At 69.7% G+C, this 16,401-nt stretch carries 15 protein-coding genes; 3 read left to right on the forward strand and 12 right to left on the reverse strand.

Annotated elements, in window-relative coordinates; translation table 11 throughout:
- Positions 1-8 precede the first annotated feature (8 nt).
- The 4 genes from rimM to DQP57_RS11015 all read right to left on the reverse strand — a co-directional run bounded on the left by rimM (position 9) and on the right by DQP57_RS11015 (position 1,955).
- Complete coding sequence (gene rimM / locus DQP57_RS11000) at positions 9-536, reverse strand: ribosome maturation factor RimM (protein ID WP_112633004.1); 528 nt, start codon at positions 534-536, stop codon at positions 9-11.
- Positions 537-560: 24 nt separating this feature from the next.
- Positions 561-803, reverse strand: a complete 243-nt coding sequence (locus tag DQP57_RS11005) for an RNA-binding protein (RefSeq protein WP_003878715.1) — start codon at positions 801-803, stop codon at positions 561-563.
- Between the two features lie 8 nt (positions 804-811).
- The gene (rpsP, locus tag DQP57_RS11010) at positions 812-1,342 is read right to left on the reverse strand and encodes a 30S ribosomal protein S16 (protein WP_112633005.1); all 531 of its coding nucleotides are present in this window, start codon (positions 1,340-1,342) and stop codon (positions 812-814) included.
- A 181-nt stretch (positions 1,343-1,523) separates the two neighbouring features.
- Positions 1,524-1,955 (reverse strand): nuclear transport factor 2 family protein, encoded by a 432-nt coding sequence (locus DQP57_RS11015; RefSeq protein ID WP_112633006.1) that lies wholly within the window; start codon positions 1,953-1,955, stop codon positions 1,524-1,526.
- A gap of 58 nt (positions 1,956-2,013) precedes the next feature.
- On the opposite strand from DQP57_RS11015, the gene DQP57_RS11020 reads away from it, so the two are divergent.
- Positions 2,014-2,907 (forward strand): D-alanyl-D-alanine carboxypeptidase family protein, encoded by an 894-nt coding sequence (locus DQP57_RS11020; protein WP_112633007.1) that lies wholly within the window; start codon positions 2,014-2,016, stop codon positions 2,905-2,907.
- Positions 2,908-2,913: 6 nt separating this feature from the next.
- Here the strand turns inward: DQP57_RS11020 and DQP57_RS11025 are convergent, their stop codons facing one another.
- The 4 genes from DQP57_RS11025 to ffh form a co-directional block, all read right to left on the reverse strand.
- Complete coding sequence (locus DQP57_RS11025) at positions 2,914-3,510, reverse strand: TetR/AcrR family transcriptional regulator (protein ID WP_112633008.1); 597 nt, start codon at positions 3,508-3,510, stop codon at positions 2,914-2,916.
- 1 nt (position 3,511) lies between these two features.
- The gene (locus DQP57_RS11030) at positions 3,512-5,332 is read right to left on the reverse strand and encodes an N-acyl-D-amino-acid deacylase family protein (protein ID WP_112633019.1); all 1,821 of its coding nucleotides are present in this window, start codon (positions 5,330-5,332) and stop codon (positions 3,512-3,514) included.
- A 177-nt stretch (positions 5,333-5,509) separates the two neighbouring features.
- Positions 5,510-6,586, reverse strand: a complete 1,077-nt coding sequence (locus DQP57_RS11035; protein WP_112633009.1) for a metal-dependent hydrolase family protein — start codon at positions 6,584-6,586, stop codon at positions 5,510-5,512.
- Positions 6,587-6,650: 64 nt separating this feature from the next.
- Positions 6,651-8,216 carry a signal recognition particle protein gene (ffh, locus tag DQP57_RS11040; RefSeq protein ID WP_112633010.1) on the reverse strand — a complete coding sequence of 522 codons (1,566 nt, stop codon included), beginning with the start codon at positions 8,214-8,216 and terminating at the stop codon, positions 6,651-6,653.
- Positions 8,217-8,412: 196 nt separating this feature from the next.
- On the opposite strand from ffh, the gene DQP57_RS11045 reads away from it, so the two are divergent.
- Together DQP57_RS11045 and DQP57_RS11050 are read left to right on the forward strand one after the other, a co-directional pair.
- Complete coding sequence (locus DQP57_RS11045; RefSeq protein ID WP_112633011.1) at positions 8,413-9,207, forward strand: alpha/beta hydrolase; 795 nt, start codon at positions 8,413-8,415, stop codon at positions 9,205-9,207.
- 102 nt (positions 9,208-9,309) lie between these two features.
- Positions 9,310-11,070, forward strand: a complete 1,761-nt coding sequence (locus DQP57_RS11050) for a DEAD/DEAH box helicase (protein WP_112633012.1) — start codon at positions 9,310-9,312, stop codon at positions 11,068-11,070.
- Between the two features lie 3 nt (positions 11,071-11,073).
- On the opposite strand, the gene DQP57_RS11055 is transcribed toward DQP57_RS11050, so the two are convergent.
- From DQP57_RS11055 to ftsY, 4 genes are all read right to left on the reverse strand, one after another.
- Entirely contained in the window at positions 11,074-13,560 is a 2,487-nt protein-coding gene (locus tag DQP57_RS11055; protein ID WP_112633013.1) for a [protein-PII] uridylyltransferase, read from the reverse strand.
- A gap of 45 nt (positions 13,561-13,605) precedes the next feature.
- Positions 13,606-13,944: a nitrogen regulatory protein P-II gene (glnB, locus tag DQP57_RS11060; protein ID WP_003878721.1), complete on the reverse strand. Its 339-nt coding sequence runs from the start codon at positions 13,942-13,944 to the stop codon at positions 13,606-13,608.
- Complete coding sequence (locus DQP57_RS11065; RefSeq protein ID WP_112633020.1) at positions 13,941-15,326, reverse strand: ammonium transporter; 1,386 nt, start codon at positions 15,324-15,326, stop codon at positions 13,941-13,943. The genes glnB and DQP57_RS11065 overlap by 4 nt, the downstream gene beginning before the upstream one ends.
- 190 nt (positions 15,327-15,516) lie before the next feature.
- Positions 15,517-16,401: signal recognition particle-docking protein FtsY (gene ftsY / locus DQP57_RS11070; RefSeq protein WP_112633021.1), on the reverse strand; the 885-nt coding region annotated here is incomplete at its 5' end.

Consider the following 16,401-nt stretch of genomic DNA (forward strand, 5'->3'; position numbering starts at 1 on the left):
GTGAAGCCCTACAGATCCAGCAGGCCTTCGGGCGGATCGATCTCCACGGTCCCCTCGTCCAGCGACACCGAGGTGACGATCGCGGTCACGAACGGCACCAACACTTCTCGCCGCCCGTCGCCGGAATCCTGCCGCACCGCCAGCAGTTCACCGGCTGCGGTGTGCAACACCTCGGCGACGACGCCGACCTGCTCGCCGGCGGTGGTGTGCACGCGCAGGCCTTCGAGCTGATGGTCATAGTAGGTGTCCGCCTCGTCGATGTCGGGCAGGTCCGCGGAGTCGACGACGAACACCATGCCGCGCAGCGCGTCGGCGCCGTCACGGTCGGTGACCCCGGCCAGCCGCACCAGCAGCCGCCCGCCGTGCTCGCGCACGGCCTCGATGACACAGCTGCGTTCCGCACCGCCGCGAGAGGGCTTGGCGCGCAACGTGTTACCCGGCGCGAACCGGGCGGCGGGATCGTCGGTGCGGATCTCCACCACCAACTCGCCGCTGATGCCGTGGGCTTTCACCACGCGCCCGACGGTCAACTCCAAGGGAGTTCCATGAGCAGCGCTGGCCTACTGGTCGGTGTCCACCACGTCGACACGGATGCCGCGGCCGCCGATGCCGGCGACCAGCGTGCGCAGTGCGGTGGCCGTGCGGCCCCCGCGGCCGATCACCTTGCCCAGATCGTCGGGATGGACGTGCACCTCGACCGTCCGCCCCCGGCGGCTGGTCACCATGTCCACCCGGACGTCATCGGGGTTGTCGACAATCCCGCGAACCAGGTGCTCAACAGCGTCAACGACAACCGTACTCATCGCCGCTATCAGCTTTCGGTGGTCGGCGCGGCCTGCTCGCCGCCCTCGGCGGGCGCCTCGGCCTGCTCGGCGGTCTCCGCCGGGGCCTCGGCTGCGGCCTGCGGCTCGGCGGCTTCGGCAGACTCGTCTGCGGCCTTCGCGGCCTTCTTGGCCGGGGCCTTCTTCTTCGGCTTGGCGGCCTCGGTGGTCGGTCCGCCGTCGGCCTCGGCCAGCGCCGCGTTGAACAGCTCGAGCTTGCTGGGCTTGGCGGGGGCGGCCTTCAGGCGGCCCTCGGCGCCGGGCAGGCCCTTGAACTTCTGCCAGTCGCCCGTGATCTGCAGCAGCTTGCGGACGGGCTCGGTGGGCTGGGCACCCACGGACAGCCAGTACTGGGCGCGCTCGGAGTTGATCTCGATCAGGCTCGGCTCTTCCTTGGGGTGGTAGCGGCCGATGACCTCGATGGAGCGGCCGTCGCGCCGGGTGCGTGCGTCGGCGACGGCGATGCGGTACTGGGGATTGCGGATCTTGCCAAGCCGGGTGAGCTTGATCTTCACAGCCATGGTTAAGCGAATTCTCCTGTGTGTGTCACGCTGCAATTCGGCGATCGGGGCCCGATGCCCGGATCCGGTTTTGCCTCGCGTGTGTGACCGGTCGGCGATGCATGATCGCTCGGCGGACAGCCGCCCATTGTGCCAGAACAGGGGCGATGACCAGAAATCGCCCGCATAGCCAAGGCCGAGCTCACATCACTTTTTGAAAGACCTTGGTCTCGGCCCGCCGGCTCATGCGCCACCCGTCGGGCGTGCGCACGAACTCGTCGTCGTACCAGAGCCCGCAGAACAGCGCTCTTTCCTCCTCGCCGTCCTTGGTGCCGCCCAACACCATCGGGTTGAAGCAGATCACCCGCGACGAGGCCGTGTCCCCGTCGATCCGGACCGAGAAGTTGCCGAGCATGTGGGCGTACACCGGGAAGTTGGGCAGCACCTCGGCCAGCCACTTCTTCACCTCGGGGTACTGGCCCTCGATGCCGCCCAACGCCGTGTAGTCGATGTAGGCGTCGGGGGTGAACACCATGTCCAGATCGTCGAATCGCCGGTTGTCGATGGCGGTGGAGTAATCCACCAGCAGCTGCTGGATCTCGAGGCGATCCGAGATCTCTTCCAGGCTCAACATGCATCGGACAGTACTGAAGATCCGCCCGGGGCAGGGCCGGAAGTTAGACTTTGCGGCCATGCGCAAGCTCACGGCCCGGGGGGTCAGGATGGCCGCGACCGTCCTCGCGCTCGGTACCTGCACCGCCACCGTCGCCATGTCCACCGCGTGGGCCGACAGCAGCCAACCGGTCGGGTCGCTGCCCATTCCCGACGGGCCGGCGCAAACCTGGATCGTCGCCGACCTGGATAGCGGGCAGGTGCTGGCCGGGCGCGACCAGAACGTGGCCCACCCGCCGGCGAGCACCATCAAGACGCTGTTGGCCCAGGTGGTCCTGGACTCGGTGAGCCTGGACTCGACCGTCGTCGCCGACGTCGCCGACACCCAGGTGGAGTGCAACTGCGTCGGCATCAAACCGGGCCGCACCTACACCGCGCGCCAGCTCCTCGACGGCCTGCTGCTGGTCTCGGGTAACGACGCCGCCAACACGCTCGCGCACATGCTGGGCGGACCGGACGTCACGGTCGCCAAGATGAACGCCAAGGCGGCGTCGCTCGGGGCCACCAACACGCACGCGGCGACGCCGTCCGGGCTGGACGGGCCCGGGGGTTCGGGCGCGTCGACGGCGCACGACCTGGCGGTCATCTTCCGCGCCGCGATGGCCAACCCGGTGTTCGCGCAGATCACCGCCGAGCCGTCGGCGATGTTCCCCGGCGACAACGGCGATCACCCGATCACCAACCAGGACGAGCTGTTGGCGCGCTACCCCGGCGCGATCGGCGGCAAGACCGGGTTCACCAACGCCGCGCGCAAGACCTTCGTCGGGGCCGCCGCCCGCGGGGGCCGCCGGCTGGTGATCGCGATGATGTACGGGCTGATCAAAGAGGGCGGACCGACGTACTGGGATCAGGCGGCGACGCTGTTCGACTGGGGATTCGCGCAAAGCCCGCAATCCAGCATCGGCTCGCTGTAACTCCCGTCAGGAGTCCGGCAGCGCCGCGGTGAGCAGCGTCATCAGCACCGGGATCCGCTGTGCGGCGATATCCGGTTGCGGCAGAACGCCTTCCACCACGGCGGCGCCGTCGAACACGTTGGTCATCAGCGCCACGAACACCGGGAAGGTGTCCTCGGGGAAGCGTTCGGCGCCCGGGAGCGCGCGGGCGGCGTCGTGGATCTTTGCGGCGTACTGACCCAGCTCGTGTTGCAAAGTCTCCCTGAGCTTTTCGTCGGTGCGGGCGGCCACCAGCAGTTCATAGATGACGGCGTTGGCCGGGCCGCTGGTGATGTCACGCAGGATCCCCAGGGCCGCCTCCAGGGCCGGCCGGTCGGCGGGTATCTCGGCGACCCCCTTGGTGAACGAGTCCAGCTGGCGGCGCAACACCTCCGACGCCGTCGCCGCCATGAAATCGCCCATCGTGTCGAAGTGCCGGAACAGCGCGCCCACCGACACCCCGGCCCGCTTGGTGATCACCGCGGCGGACGCCCGGGCGTAGCCGACCTCGATGATGGTGGCGATGCAGGCGTCGATGAGCCGTCCGACGGTTTCCTCGCGGCGCTGCTGCTGTGTCCTGGCCATGTCAGGCGGGCACGCTCAGCGCGCCGCGTTCCCGGTGCGCGCGCTGTCCCGCCCGCAGGTAGCGGCCCGACCGCACGGATTGGCCGTAGCCGTCCCGGAATTCGCCCCTGGAGTGGCTGCCGCCGAAGACGACGACGCCGCCCACCCCGGTGGCGACCACCGCGCCGTCGTTGCGGTTGACCATGCGGCGCAAACCGCCGTAGAACGGCACCGCTTCCTCGTGGTAGCCGTCGACGGATTCGTCGAGCCCGGCCGGGTCGATCACCACGAAGTCCGCGCGGTCGCCCTGGCGCAGCGTGCCGGCGTCGATGCCGAACCACTCCCCCAGCTCCCCGGTGAGCCGATGCACCGCGTGCTCGATCGACATGAAGGGCGCGCCGGCCCGGTAGGCGTCCCGGGTGCGCTTGAGCATCCGCAGCCCGAAGTTGTAGAAGGCCATGTTGCGCAGGTGCGCCCCGGCGTCCGAAAAGCCCATGTGCACGCTGCCTTCGGTGGCGAGCGCGTCCAGCAGCTTGGGGCGATGGTTGGCGACGACGGTCGTCCACCGGACGTTGCGCTCGCCGTTCTCGACGAGCACGTCCAGGAACGCGTCGAGCGGGTGCAGCTTGCGCTCGACGGCGATGGCGCCAAAGCTCTTGCCGATCAACGACTTATCCGGGCATTCGACGATGACGGCGTCGTGGAAGTCGCGGTGCCACAGCGACGGCCCGAGCTTGACGCGGTCGAACTCGCGCCGGAATTTCCGCCGGTATTCCTTGTCCGCCAGTAACTCGTTGCGCTCCAACTGGTCCCGCAGGTGCAGGGCGGCCGTCCCGGCGCCGAACTCCTCGAAGACCGGCAGGTCGATGCCGTCGGAGTACAACTCGAAGGGCACCGGCAGGTGCTGGAATTTCACGCTGGACCGCAGCAGCTTGTTGAGCAGACGAGTCCCCGGGCCGAAGACGTAGACCGACAGCGGCATCGACTTGGCGTCGGCGGACACCAGCATGCTCATCCGAACACCCTTGCCCCAGTTCAGTATTCGACTGCTGGCCAGGAAGAAGAGCATTCCGGTCGACGGCTTCGCCACGTTGGGGGCGCTCTGCAGGATCCGGCCGCGCTTGCGCAGCACCTTGATCAGCCTGCGGCGCTCCCGCCACGTCGCGAAGGTGGACGGCAGGGCGCGCGAGCGGAAACGTTCACCGTCGAGTTTGTCGATGGGCGCGTCCATCCCGGACATGCCGAGCACACCGGCGTCGAGGGCCTCGCCCAACAGGCCGGCCATTTTCTCCAGCTCGGCCTCGGTGGGCCGCACCGTGGGGTCGGTGGCCCGATCCAGCCCGAGCACCGCGGTCCGCAGGTCCGAATGCCCAAGCAGCGAACCGACATTGGGACCCAGTGGCAGGGCGTCGATCGCCGCGATGTATTCCGCGGCCGTCGACCAGGTGCGGTTCGAATCCAGCGCGCCGAAGACGTATTCGCGCGGCACCGCCTCCACCCTGCTGAACAGGTCGGCGGCGTCCTGGGAGTCGGCGTAGACCGTCGACAACGAGCAGTTGCCCAGCAGCACGGTGGTGACGCCGTGGCGCACCGACTCGCGCAGCCCCGGGTCCAGCAGCACCTCGGCGTCGTAATGGGTGTGCACGTCGAGGAAGCCGGGCACCACCCATTTGCCGGCCGCGTCGATCACCTCGGGGCAACCGGTCTCGTCCAGCGGCTCGGTGGAGACCGTGGCCACCACGCCGTCGCGGATGCCGAGCGTGCGGGTCAGCGGCGCGCTGCCGGTGCCGTCGAACCACAATCCGTCGCGAATGATCACGTCGTAGGCCATGGGTTCCTCCATGTCGTTGATGCCGGGAACGCTAACATAGATAGCGATCACTCGCAATCTTTTCTCAGCGAAACTGCAGGATCCATGCGGGACTATGGGTCAGTGTGCGCCACCGAGTGGCGCCGCGGCCGCAACCACGGTGGCCTCGGCGCGGCGGCCGGGAACGCGGCCTTCATAAGAGGTCGCCGCTTAGGCGGGCGACCGAAAGATCTTGCCGCGCAACATGATCAGATCGGGACTGTTCAGCACGGCGGGGCCCGAGCGCGGGTCTTGGGCGTAACAGAGCAGGTCGGCCGAGGCACCGTGATCGAGCCCGGGCCGGCCGAGCCAGCGACGCGCGTCCCAGCACGCCGCGCCCAGCGCCTCGGTCGGGCTCATGCCGATGCGCTTGAGCGCCTCGACCTCGTCGGCGATGCGTCCGGGCGCCACCATGGTGCCGGCGTCGCTGCCGGCGTAGATCGGCACGCCCGCCTCGCGGGCCGCGGCGATCCGGGACAGGCCACGGGCATGCAGGTCGCGCATGTGCGCGGCATACGCCGGGTACTTCGCGGCGGCCTCGGCGATCCCGGGGAAGTTCTCCACGATGTTGACCAGCGTCGGGACCAGCACGGTCCCGCGAGCGGCCATCAGCTCGATGGTGTCGTCGGTCAGGCCGGTGCCGTGCTCGATGCAGTCGATGCCGGCGTTGATCAGCCCGGGCAGGGCGTCCTCACTGAAGACGTGCGCGGTGACCCGGGCGCCGTGGGCGTGCGCGGTGTCGATGGCGGCTTTGAGGACGTCGTCGGACCACAGCGGGGCCAGATCGCCGACGCTGCGGTCGATCCAGTCGCCGACCAGCTTGACCCAGCCGTCGCCGCGCTTGGCCTCTTCGGCGACGGCTGCCGGCAGCTGCCATTCGTCCTCCAGCTCGCGGGAGAAGCCCGCCGCGTACCGCTTCGGCCTGGCCAGATGCTTGCCGGCGCGGATGATGCGGGGCAGATCCTCGCGGTCGTCGAGGCTGCGGGTGTCGGTGGGCGAACCGCAGTCCCGCAGCAGCAGCGCGCCGACATCGCGTTCGATCTCGGCCTGGGCGATCGCATCGTCGAGGGGGATCTCGCCGTGCTCCCCGAGGCCGACGTGGCAGTGGGCGTCGACCAGGCCGGGCACGATCCAGCCGCCGTCGAACACGGTGTCCGCGCCGGCGAGGGGTTCGGCGCTGATGCGGCCGTCGACGATCCACAGGTCGATCTCGGTCTCGTCGGGCAGCCCCACACCCCGCACGTGCATGCGCACGGCGGCTACTTCCGATGGTGACGACCCGCTTCGCCCGGCTCCGCCGCGCTCGCGATCGTCACGACTTGCCCGGGAACTTCAGCTTGGACAGGTCGAAGTCGGCCAGACCGGGCGGCAGCTCGTTGAGGCCCTCGGGCATCTGCGACAGGTCGGGGAAACCGGCCGGCATGCCCGGCATCCCGGCGGCCAGCGGGTTGCGGGCCTTCGGCGGCGTCGGGCCGCGTCCGCCCTTCTTGCCCTTCTTGCCGGCCTTGCCCTTGGCCCCCTTTGACTTCCGGGTCGCCGACTTGCGGCCCAGACCGGGGATGCCCATGCCGCCGAGCATGGAGGACATCATCTTGCGGGCCTCGAAGAAGCGGTCCACCAGCTGGTTGACCTCGGACACCGTGACGCCCGACCCGTTGGCGATGCGCAGCCGGCGCGACGCGTTGATGATCTTCGGGTCGGCGCGCTCGGCCGGGGTCATGCCGCGGATGATGGCCTGCAGGCGGTCGAGCTGGCTGTCGTCGACCTGGGCCAGCGCGTCCTTCATCTGCCCGGCGCCGGGCAGCATGCCCAGCAGGTTGCCGATCGGGCCCATCTTGCGGATGGCCAGCATCTGTTCCAGGAAGTCCTCGAGGGTGAGCTCGCCGCTGCCGATCTTGACGGCGGCGGCCTCGGCCTGCTCGGCGTCGAAGACCTGCTCGGCCTGCTCGATGAGGCTCAGCACGTCGCCCATGCCCAGGATGCGGCTCGACATCCGGTCGGGGTGGAAGACGTCGAAGTCCTCCAGCTTCTCGCCGGTGGAGGCGAAAAGGATTGGGACGCCGGTCACCTCGCGGACCGAGAGCGCCGCGCCACCGCGGGCGTCACCGTCGAGCTTGGTCAGCACCACGCCGGTGAACCCGACGCCCTCGCGGAACGCCTCGGCGGTGGTGACGGCGTCCTGACCGATCATCGCGTCCAGGACGAATAGCACTTCGTCGGGATTGACGGCGTCGCGGATGGCCGCGGCCTGCGCCATCAGCTCGTCGTCGATGCCCAGCCGGCCGGCGGTGTCGACGATGACGACGTCGAAATGCTTGGCCCGCGCCTCGGCGAGCCCCGCCGCCGCGACGGCGACCGGGTCCCCGGGCCCGGACTCGGGGGAGGCACCGGGATGCGGCGCGAAGACCGGCACCCCGGCGCGCTCGCCGACGACCTGCAGCTGGTTGACGGCGGCCGGGCGCTGCAGGTCGCACGCGACCAGCAGCGGGGTGTGCCCCTGCCCGCGCAGCCAGGCGGCCAGCTTCCCGGCCAGCGAGGTCTTACCGGAACCCTGCAGACCGGCGAGCATCACCACGGTCGGCGGCGTCTTGGCGAACGCCAGCTGGCGGGTCTGTCCGCCCAGGATGCCGATGAGTTCTTCGTTGACGATCTTGACGACCTGCTGCGCCGGGTTGAGGGCGCCGGAGACCTCGGCGCCCTTGGCGCGGTCCTTGATCCGGGTGACGAACGCGCGCACCACGGGCAGCGACACGTCGGCTTCCAGCAGCGCCAGCCGGATCTCGCGGGTGGTCGCCTCGATATCGGCGTCGGTCAATCGACCCTTGCCGCGCAGCCCCGCAAGGGCACCGGTCAATCGGTCGGACAGCGATTCAAACACCCCGACAGCCTAGTGGTGATCGCCAACCCCGCGCCGCGGGGCGCAGCGGGTCACCACTCATCGGGCCGAGCGGAGCCCGGCGGGGTGGACTCGTCGCCGCCCGTCGGCGCGACACTGCAGCGACGCACACGACACGCCGGTAACGGTGTCCGTCGTTTCAGTCTCGGCGAGGCGGCGAGCGGGCTTGAATGGTCGAGTGCTCGAGGTGATCGACAAAGGGTCCTGCACCGACGCGCATCCGGTGCCGCTGCTGTTCGTGCACGGCGGCTGGCATGGCGCATGGTGCTGGGAACACTTCCTGGACTACTTCGCCGGCGCCGGCTACCGCGCGGTCGCGATGAGCCTGCGCGGACACCGCGCCAGCCCCACCCCCAAGCCGCTGCCGAAGGTGTCCATCGCCGACTACATCGACGACGTCCGATCGGTGGCCGACGACCTGGGCGGCGCCCCGGTCCTGGTCGGCCATTCGCTGGGCGGGTTCGTGGTCCAGCGCTACCTCGAGGATCGGCGCGCCCCGGCCGCCGTGCTGGTGGGCTCGGTGCCGCCGCAGGGCGTGCTGACGCTGGCGTTGCGGGTGTGGCGCCGCCGGCCGGCGATGACGGTGGAATCGTGGAGCGATCCCACGCTGCTGAGATTCCTCGCCACCCCGGCGCTGGCCCGCGAGTACCTGTTCTGTCCCGACACGCCCGAGGATGTCGTCGAGGCCTGCCGGCAGCGCGCCGGCGCCGAGAGCGTCCGCGCCGCCATGACCGACCCGATCGTCCGACGCGTGCGCACCAAGCGGGTGACGACCCCGATCCTGGTCCTGGGCGCCGAGTACGACGGCTTCGTCAGCGTCCGCGAGGTGCGCAACACGGCGCGCGCCTACCGCACCGAGCCGGAATTCTTTTCCATGGGCCACAACATGATGCTCGAACCGGGCTGGGCCGACGTTGCCGCACGCATCCATGAGTGGCTGCAGACCCGCGAAGCGGTGAGTCCGACACGATAGCCAGTCGAGTCGTTACTGCGCCGAAAAGCGTTGGCGTGCTAGATTTCACAGCCGCCACTCAATCGAGTTGGCCGCGTCGGCGAGCAACGGAACGGGGGGCCTGTGTCGGTGCCGCTCAGCAGCATCCAGGCGCGGGCCGACAGCGATCCCAGCGACACCGGCGACACCGGCGCGCTGCGTGGCTGGCAGCGCAGGGCGCTGGTGCGCTATCTCGCCGGGCAGCCGCGCGATTTCCTGGCGGTGGCCACCCCGGGCTCGGGGAAAACCACCTTCGCCCTACGCGTGGCGGCCGAACTGCTCGGTCAGCGCGCCGTCGAGCACATCACCGTCGTGGTGCCCACCGAGCACCTCAAGGTCCAGTGGGCGCAGGCCGCGCAGCGCTACGGCATCGCCCTGGATCCCAAGTTCTCCAACAGCAACCCACGGATCGCGCCGGAATTTCACGGGGTGATGGTCACCTACGCTCAGGTCGCCGCGCACCCGACCTTGCACCGGGTGCGCACCGAGCAGCGCAGGACCCTGGTCATCTTCGACGAGATCCACCACGGCGGCGACGCCAAGACGTGGGGCGACGCCATCCGCGAGGCGTTCGGTGACGCCACCCGCCGGCTCGCCCTGACGGGGACGCCGTTTCGTAGCGACGACAGCCCCATCCCGTTCGTGACCTACGAGGCCGGCCCCGACGGGATCCGGCGGTCGCGGGCCGATCACACCTACGGCTACACCGACGCTCTGGCCGACGGCGTGGTGCGGCCGGTGGTGTTCCTCGCCTACTCCGGGGAGGCGCGGTGGCGCGACAGCGCCGGGGAGGAGCACGCGGCCCGCTTGGGCGAGCCGCTGTCCGCCGAGCAGACCGCGCGGGCCTGGCGCACGGCGCTGGACCCCGCGGGCGAATGGATGCCCGCGGTGATCACCGCGGCGGATCTGCGGCTGCGCCAGCTGCGCACGCACGTGCCCGACGCCGGCGGCATGATCATCGCCTCGGATCAGACCGCGGCCCGCGCCTACGCGGCCCTGCTAGCCAGGCTGACCGGCGAGGCGCCGACGCTGGTGCTCTCCGACGACCCCGGCTCGTCGGCGCGCATCAGCGAATTCGCCGCGAGCACCAGCCGCTGGCTCGTCGCGGTGCGCATGGTCTCCGAGGGCGTCGACGTGCCGCGGCTGTCGGTCGGGATCTACGCCACCAGCGCCTCGACGCCGCTGTTCTTCGCTCAGGCCATCGGCCGGTTCGTCCGGTCGCGCCGCCCGGGCGAAATCGCCAGCATCTTCGTGCCGTCGGTGCCCAACCTGCTGCAGCTGGCCAGCGAGCTGGAGGCCCAGCGCAACCACGTGCTCGGCGAGCCGCACCGCCCGTCCGAGGGCGACCCGCTCGACGGCGATCCCGCCACCAAGACGCAGGACGAGAAGACCGAGCCGGACAAGGGATTCACCTCGCTGGGCGCCGACGCCGAGCTCGACCAGCTGATCTTCGACGGGTCGTCGTTCGGCACCGCCGCCCCCGCCGGCAGCGACGAGGAGGCCGACTACCTCGGCATCCCCGGGTTGCTCGACGCCGAGCAGATGCGGGCGCTGCTGCACCAGCGTCAGGACGAACAGCTGCAGAAGCGTGCCCGCCTGCAGAAGGAGGCCGGATCGCCGGCGGCCGTCGAAGCCCCGTCGGCGACGGTGCACGGCCAGCTTCGGGAGCTGCGCCGCGAGCTCAACACCCTCGTGTCGATCGCCCATCACCGGACGGGCAAGCCGCACGGCTGGATTCACAACGAACTGCGGCGCCGCTGCGGCGGCCCCCCGATCGCGGCGGCCAGCCGCGAACAGCTGCGGGCGCGCATCGAGGCCGTGCGCCAGCTCAACGCCGAGCGTTAGCCCCTAGTCGCCGACGGGTTCCTCGAGCACCTCGACGGCGGGGCCTCCCAACACCGCCAGCAGACTCTGCTCGACCGCGTCCCGCGCGCCGTGCTCGGCGTCGCCGGCCGCCGCGGCCGCTTGTTGGGACACGGTCACGCAGAAGACGTCGGCCGCCGTCGACCCGAAGGTGTTGACCTTCGCCCACACGATGTCGGTGCCCGCGCGTTCGAGCGCGCGGGTCAGCAGCGCCAGCAGCCCGAGGCGGTCCATCGCGCGGACCTCGACGACCAATTGATCGGGTGAGCCCGAGTCGACCCACAGGATGCGGGGTGGGGCGCTCGACCGCGTGACCGGCACCCCGACCTGGACCTCGCCGGCCCGGCTAGTCGCCGCGGCCACGGCGTCGCTGTCGCGTTTCTCCAAAGCGCCCAGCACGTCGACGTCACCACCGAGCGCGCCGGTGAACTGCTGGCGCAGCAGGCCCGCCTCCGGCGGCGAACCGAACAGCGGCGACACCACGAATTCGACGATGGCGAATCCCTCGTGGGTGCTGGCCGATGCCGAATGGATGCGCAGCGAGTTCAGCGCCAGCACGGCCGCGGCTTTCGACACCAATCCCCGCTGATCCGGCGCGGCCATCACCACGTCCAGGCGTTCGCCGCCACTAGGTTTGATGTCGACGTGGACGCCGCGGTCGGTGGCCAGCGAAAGATATTGCGGCGCAGCGGGTTCTACTTTAGGTAGCGGCTCGCCGGCCATCAGCAGCCGGCACCGCCGAACCAGGTCCTCGATCAGCGACGCCTTCCAGTCGCTCCACACCCCGGGACCGGTGGCCTTCGAGTCCGCCTCGGTCAGGGCGTGCAGAACCTCGAGCAGAAGCGCGTCGCCGCTGAGCGCTTTCACCACGCGCTCAATGGTTTTGGGGTCGTTGAGATCGCTACGGGTGGCCACCACCGGCAGCAGCAGGTGGTGGCGCACCAGCTGGGCGAGCAGCTCGACCTCGACCGGCGCCATGCCCAGCCTAGGCCCGATCTCGAGCGCCAGGCCCGCCCCGAGCACGCTGTGGTCGACGCCGCGACCCTTGCCGATGTCGTGCAGCAGCGCGCCGAGGGCGAGCAGGTCGGGTCGCGCCACCCGGGTGGACAGCGGTGCGGCGTTGACGGCGGTCTCGATGACGTGGCGGTCCACCGTCCACTTGTGCGCGACGTCGCGGGGAGGCAGGTCGCGGATCGCATCCCATTCCGGTAGCAGCCGCCCCCACAGCCCGGTGCGGTCCAGCGCCTCGATCGTCGCGACCGTGGTCGGCCCGGCCGACAGCACAACCAGCAAGTCGTCCAACGACTCTCGCGGCCAGGGCACCGGCATCTCGGGTGCGCTGGCCGCCAGGCGGCTCAGCGTGGCGGCGCCGATCGGCAATCCGGTGTCGGCCGACGCCGCGGCCACTCGCAACACCAGACCCACGTCGGTGTCCGGGCGTGCGTCGCGGGCCAGCACGATCTCCCCGGCGTATTCGACGACGCCCTCGTCCAGCGGGCGGCGCTTGGGCCGGCGGACCAATGCCGTCACCCCGCGGCGCGGCAGCGCGTTCTCGGCGGTCCGGATGCCCGTCTCGGCGTGGTAGGCGATCGTGCGCCCCGCGTCGGATAGCTTGCGCGCCAGGTCAAATCGATCACCGATGTGCAGCGCGGCGCTGATCTCGTCGGCGTATTGGGCCTGCAGCTGATCGCGTCCGCGGCCCGAGACCCGGTGCAGCTCGGTGCGCACGTCGAGCAGCGTCAGATGGGCGTCGTCGAGCGAGCCCCCGGGTGATTCCGGTCGGGCCATGCCGTGGCGGTCGATCAGCTGCGCCACCCCCAGCGCGTCGAGCAGTTGCACGTCGCGAAGTCCGCCGCGGCCCGATTTCAGGTCCGGCTCGGCGCGCTGCGCGATGCGGCCACACCGTCCCCAGCGCGCCTGTGTCATCTCGACGAGCTCGTTCATCCGGGACCGAATGGCGCTGCGCCACTGCCGTCGTGCGCCGGCGATCAGTTCGTCGGACAAGCGCGCATCGCCGGCGATGTGACGGGCGTCGAGCATGCCCAGCGCGGCGATCATGTCGGCGTTGGCGACGCCGAGGGCCCCGGAGACGGTCCGCACGCTGTGGTCAAGCCGAACGTTGGCGTCCCACAGCGGATACCACAACTTGTCGGCGACCTTGCCCAGCACGTCGTCGGACTTGTTGTCGTGCAACAGCATCAGATCAAGGTCGGAATACGGCAACAGCTCGTGGCGGCCCAATCCGCCGATCCCGACGATCGCGAAGCCGCTGTCGTCGCCGATCCCGATCTCGGCCGCCTTGGCCATCAACCACGATTCGTGCAGATCCAGCCAGGCGTGTCGCAGCTCGGCGGCGTGCAGCTTGCTGCCCTCAGACAACAGTTGGCGCCGCGCGGCAGCCAGATCGACTGCCCCGCAGGCGCTTTCTGTCCCGGCTGGAGGCCCGGACGAGTCGGGGTCGTTCGGGGTCATGCCCTCCCGGCCCGCCCGGGTCGAATCAGCAATTGACAGCGGATGTCATAGCGCATCGGTTCCGCGCTCGCCGGTGCGCACCCGCACAATGGTTTCCACGGGGCTCACCCACACTTTGCCGTCACCGATCTTGCCGGTGCGTGCCGCCCGGACGATGCTGTCTACGACCTTGTCGACGATGGAGTCGTCGACGACGACCTCGATGCGCACCTTGGGCACGAAGTCGACCGAGTACTCGGCGCCCCGGTAAACCTCGGTGTGGCCCTTCTGCCGTCCGTAGCCCTGGATTTCGCTGACCGTCATGCCCAGGACGCCCGCGTCCTCGAGGCTGGTCTTCACGTCATCGAGCGTGAACGGCTTTACGATCGCGGTGATCAGCTTCATGACTGCTCTGCCTCCACTTTGTCGCCCACTCGCTCCTCCTCCAGGCCGTTGCGGGTATCCGCCACAGGGACCCGGGGCGGCAGAACCGAACCGGTAGCCACGGCGAAATCGTAACCACTCTCGGCGTGCTCGGCCTCGTCGATGCCCGTGGCTTCCGCCTCTGGGTTGAGACGAAGCCCGATGGTGTACTTCAGGATCAACGCCAGGATCAGCGTAACCACCCCAGAGTAGATGAGGACACTGAACGCGCCGACTGCCTGCCGCTCGAGCTGAGCCCAGCCGCCGCCGTAGAACAATCCCTTGGACACGCCGGTGACGCCGTTGATGGCGGGGGTCTCCGGGGCGGCGAGCAGCCCGACCAGCAGCGTGCCGGCCAGACCGCCGACCAGGTGCACCCCGACCACGTCGAGCGAGTCGTCGAAGCCCAGCTTGAATTTCAGGCCGACGGCCAGCGCGCACAACACGCCCGCCACCAGGCCCACCACCAGCGCGCCCAGCACGTTGACCGACGAGCAGGACGGCGTGATGGCGACCAGCCCCGCGACGATGCCCGAGGCCGCGCCCAGCGTCGTCGCCTTGCCGTCGCGGATGCGTTCGGTGAGCATCCAGCCCAGCATCGCGGTGGCCGTCGCGACCGTCGTCGTCATGAAGGTCGACCCGGCGACTCCGTTGGAGCTGGTGGCCGACCCGGCGTTGAACCCATACCAACCGAACCACAGCAATCCGGCACCGAGCATCACGAACGGCAGGTTGTGCGGCCGGAACAACGTGGTGGGCCATCCGCGACGCTTGCCCAGCACGATCGCCAGCATCAGGCCCGCCACACCGGAATTGATGTGCACCGCCGTCCCGCCGGCGAAGTCGATCGCGTGCAGCTTGTTGGCGATCCAGCCACCCTTCTCGGAGGCGAAGCCGTCGAACGCGAAAACCCAATGGGCGACCGGGAAGTAGACGAACGTCGCCCACAGACCGGCGAACACCAGCCAGGCCCCGAACTTCAGCCGGTCGGACACCGCGCCGGAGATCAGGGCGACGGTGATGATCGCGAACATCAGCTGGAACGCCACGAACACGGTGGCGGGCAGGGTGCCTGCCAGCGGAATATCCGTTGCCGCAACGCCTTTGCTCGGATCGGCGGCCACGGCGTTGACGCCGATAAGGCCCTTGAGTCCCCAGAACGACGTCGGCTTCCCGACGACGCCGCCGGCGTCATCACCGAACGCGATCGAATAGCCGTAGAGCACCCACAACACGGTGACCACGCCCATCGCGCTGATGCTCATCATGAGCATGTTCAGCACGCTTCTGGCGCGCACCATACCGCCGTAGAAGAACGCCAGACCCGGCGTCATCAACAGCACCAGCGCGGAACTGGCCAACATCCAGGCGGTATCGCCGGTATTGGGCTGGCCCAGTATCGGGTATGTCACTCGCAATCTCCTCCGGTCGGCCCACGATTGGCCGCCAGACTCACGTCTGATGACCTGACCAGAAGATTGCGCAATCGTTGTTTCGGCAATGGTGCGGCCGTGTTTCGGTGGGATTAACGTCCCGCTCGCCGTGTGAGGGCGGTCAGCCGAGCAACGCGTCGACGAAAGCCGCCGGTTCGAACGGCGCCAGATCGTCGGGACCCTCCCCCAGGCCGACGAGTTTGACCGGCACACCGAGTTCCTGCTGAACCCGAAAAACGATGCCGCCCTTGGCCGTTCCGTCCAGTTTGGTCAGCACGGCGCCGGTGATCTCAACCACCTCGGCGAACACCCGGGCCTGGGCCAGCCCGTTCTGCCCGATGGTCGCGTCGAGCACCAGCAACACCTCGTCGACCGCGGCCCGCCGTGTTACGACCCGCTTAACTTTGTCGAGCTCGTCCATCAGCCCGACCTTGGTGTGCAGCCGGCCCGCGGTGTCGATGAGCACCACGTCCGCGCCCGCCGCGATGCCCTTGTCGACGGCGTCGAACGCGACCGAGGCCGGGTCGGCGCCTTCGGCCCCCCGCACCACCTCCGCGCCGACCCGCGACGCCCAGGTCTGCAGCTGGTCGGCCGCCGCGGCGCGGAAGGTGTCGGCGGCGCCCAGCACGACGCGTCGGCCGTCGGCGACCAGGACCCGGGCCAACTTGCCCACGGTGGTGGTCTTTCCGGTGCCGTTCACGCCGACGATGAGCAACACCGAGGGGTGGTCGGCGTGCGGCAGCGCGCGGATCGACCGGTCCATGCCGGGCTGCAGCTCGTTGATCAGCACGTCGCGCAGCACGGCCTTGGCGTCGGCCTCGGTGCGCACGTCGCTGCTGGCCAGTCGTAAGCGCAGCTGGGAGATCACGGATTCGGCGACCACCGGGCCCAGGTCGGCGATCAGCAGCGTGTCCTCGACGTCCTGCCAGGCGTCCTCGTCCAGGTCGCCGCCGCCGATCAGGCCCAGCACGCTGCGCCCGAGCGCGTTCTGCGACCGGGCCAGCCG

Source organism: Mycobacterium colombiense (assembly GCF_003284935.1).
GTDB classification, from domain to species: Bacteria; Actinomycetota; Actinomycetes; order Mycobacteriales; family Mycobacteriaceae; genus Mycobacterium; species Mycobacterium arosiense_A.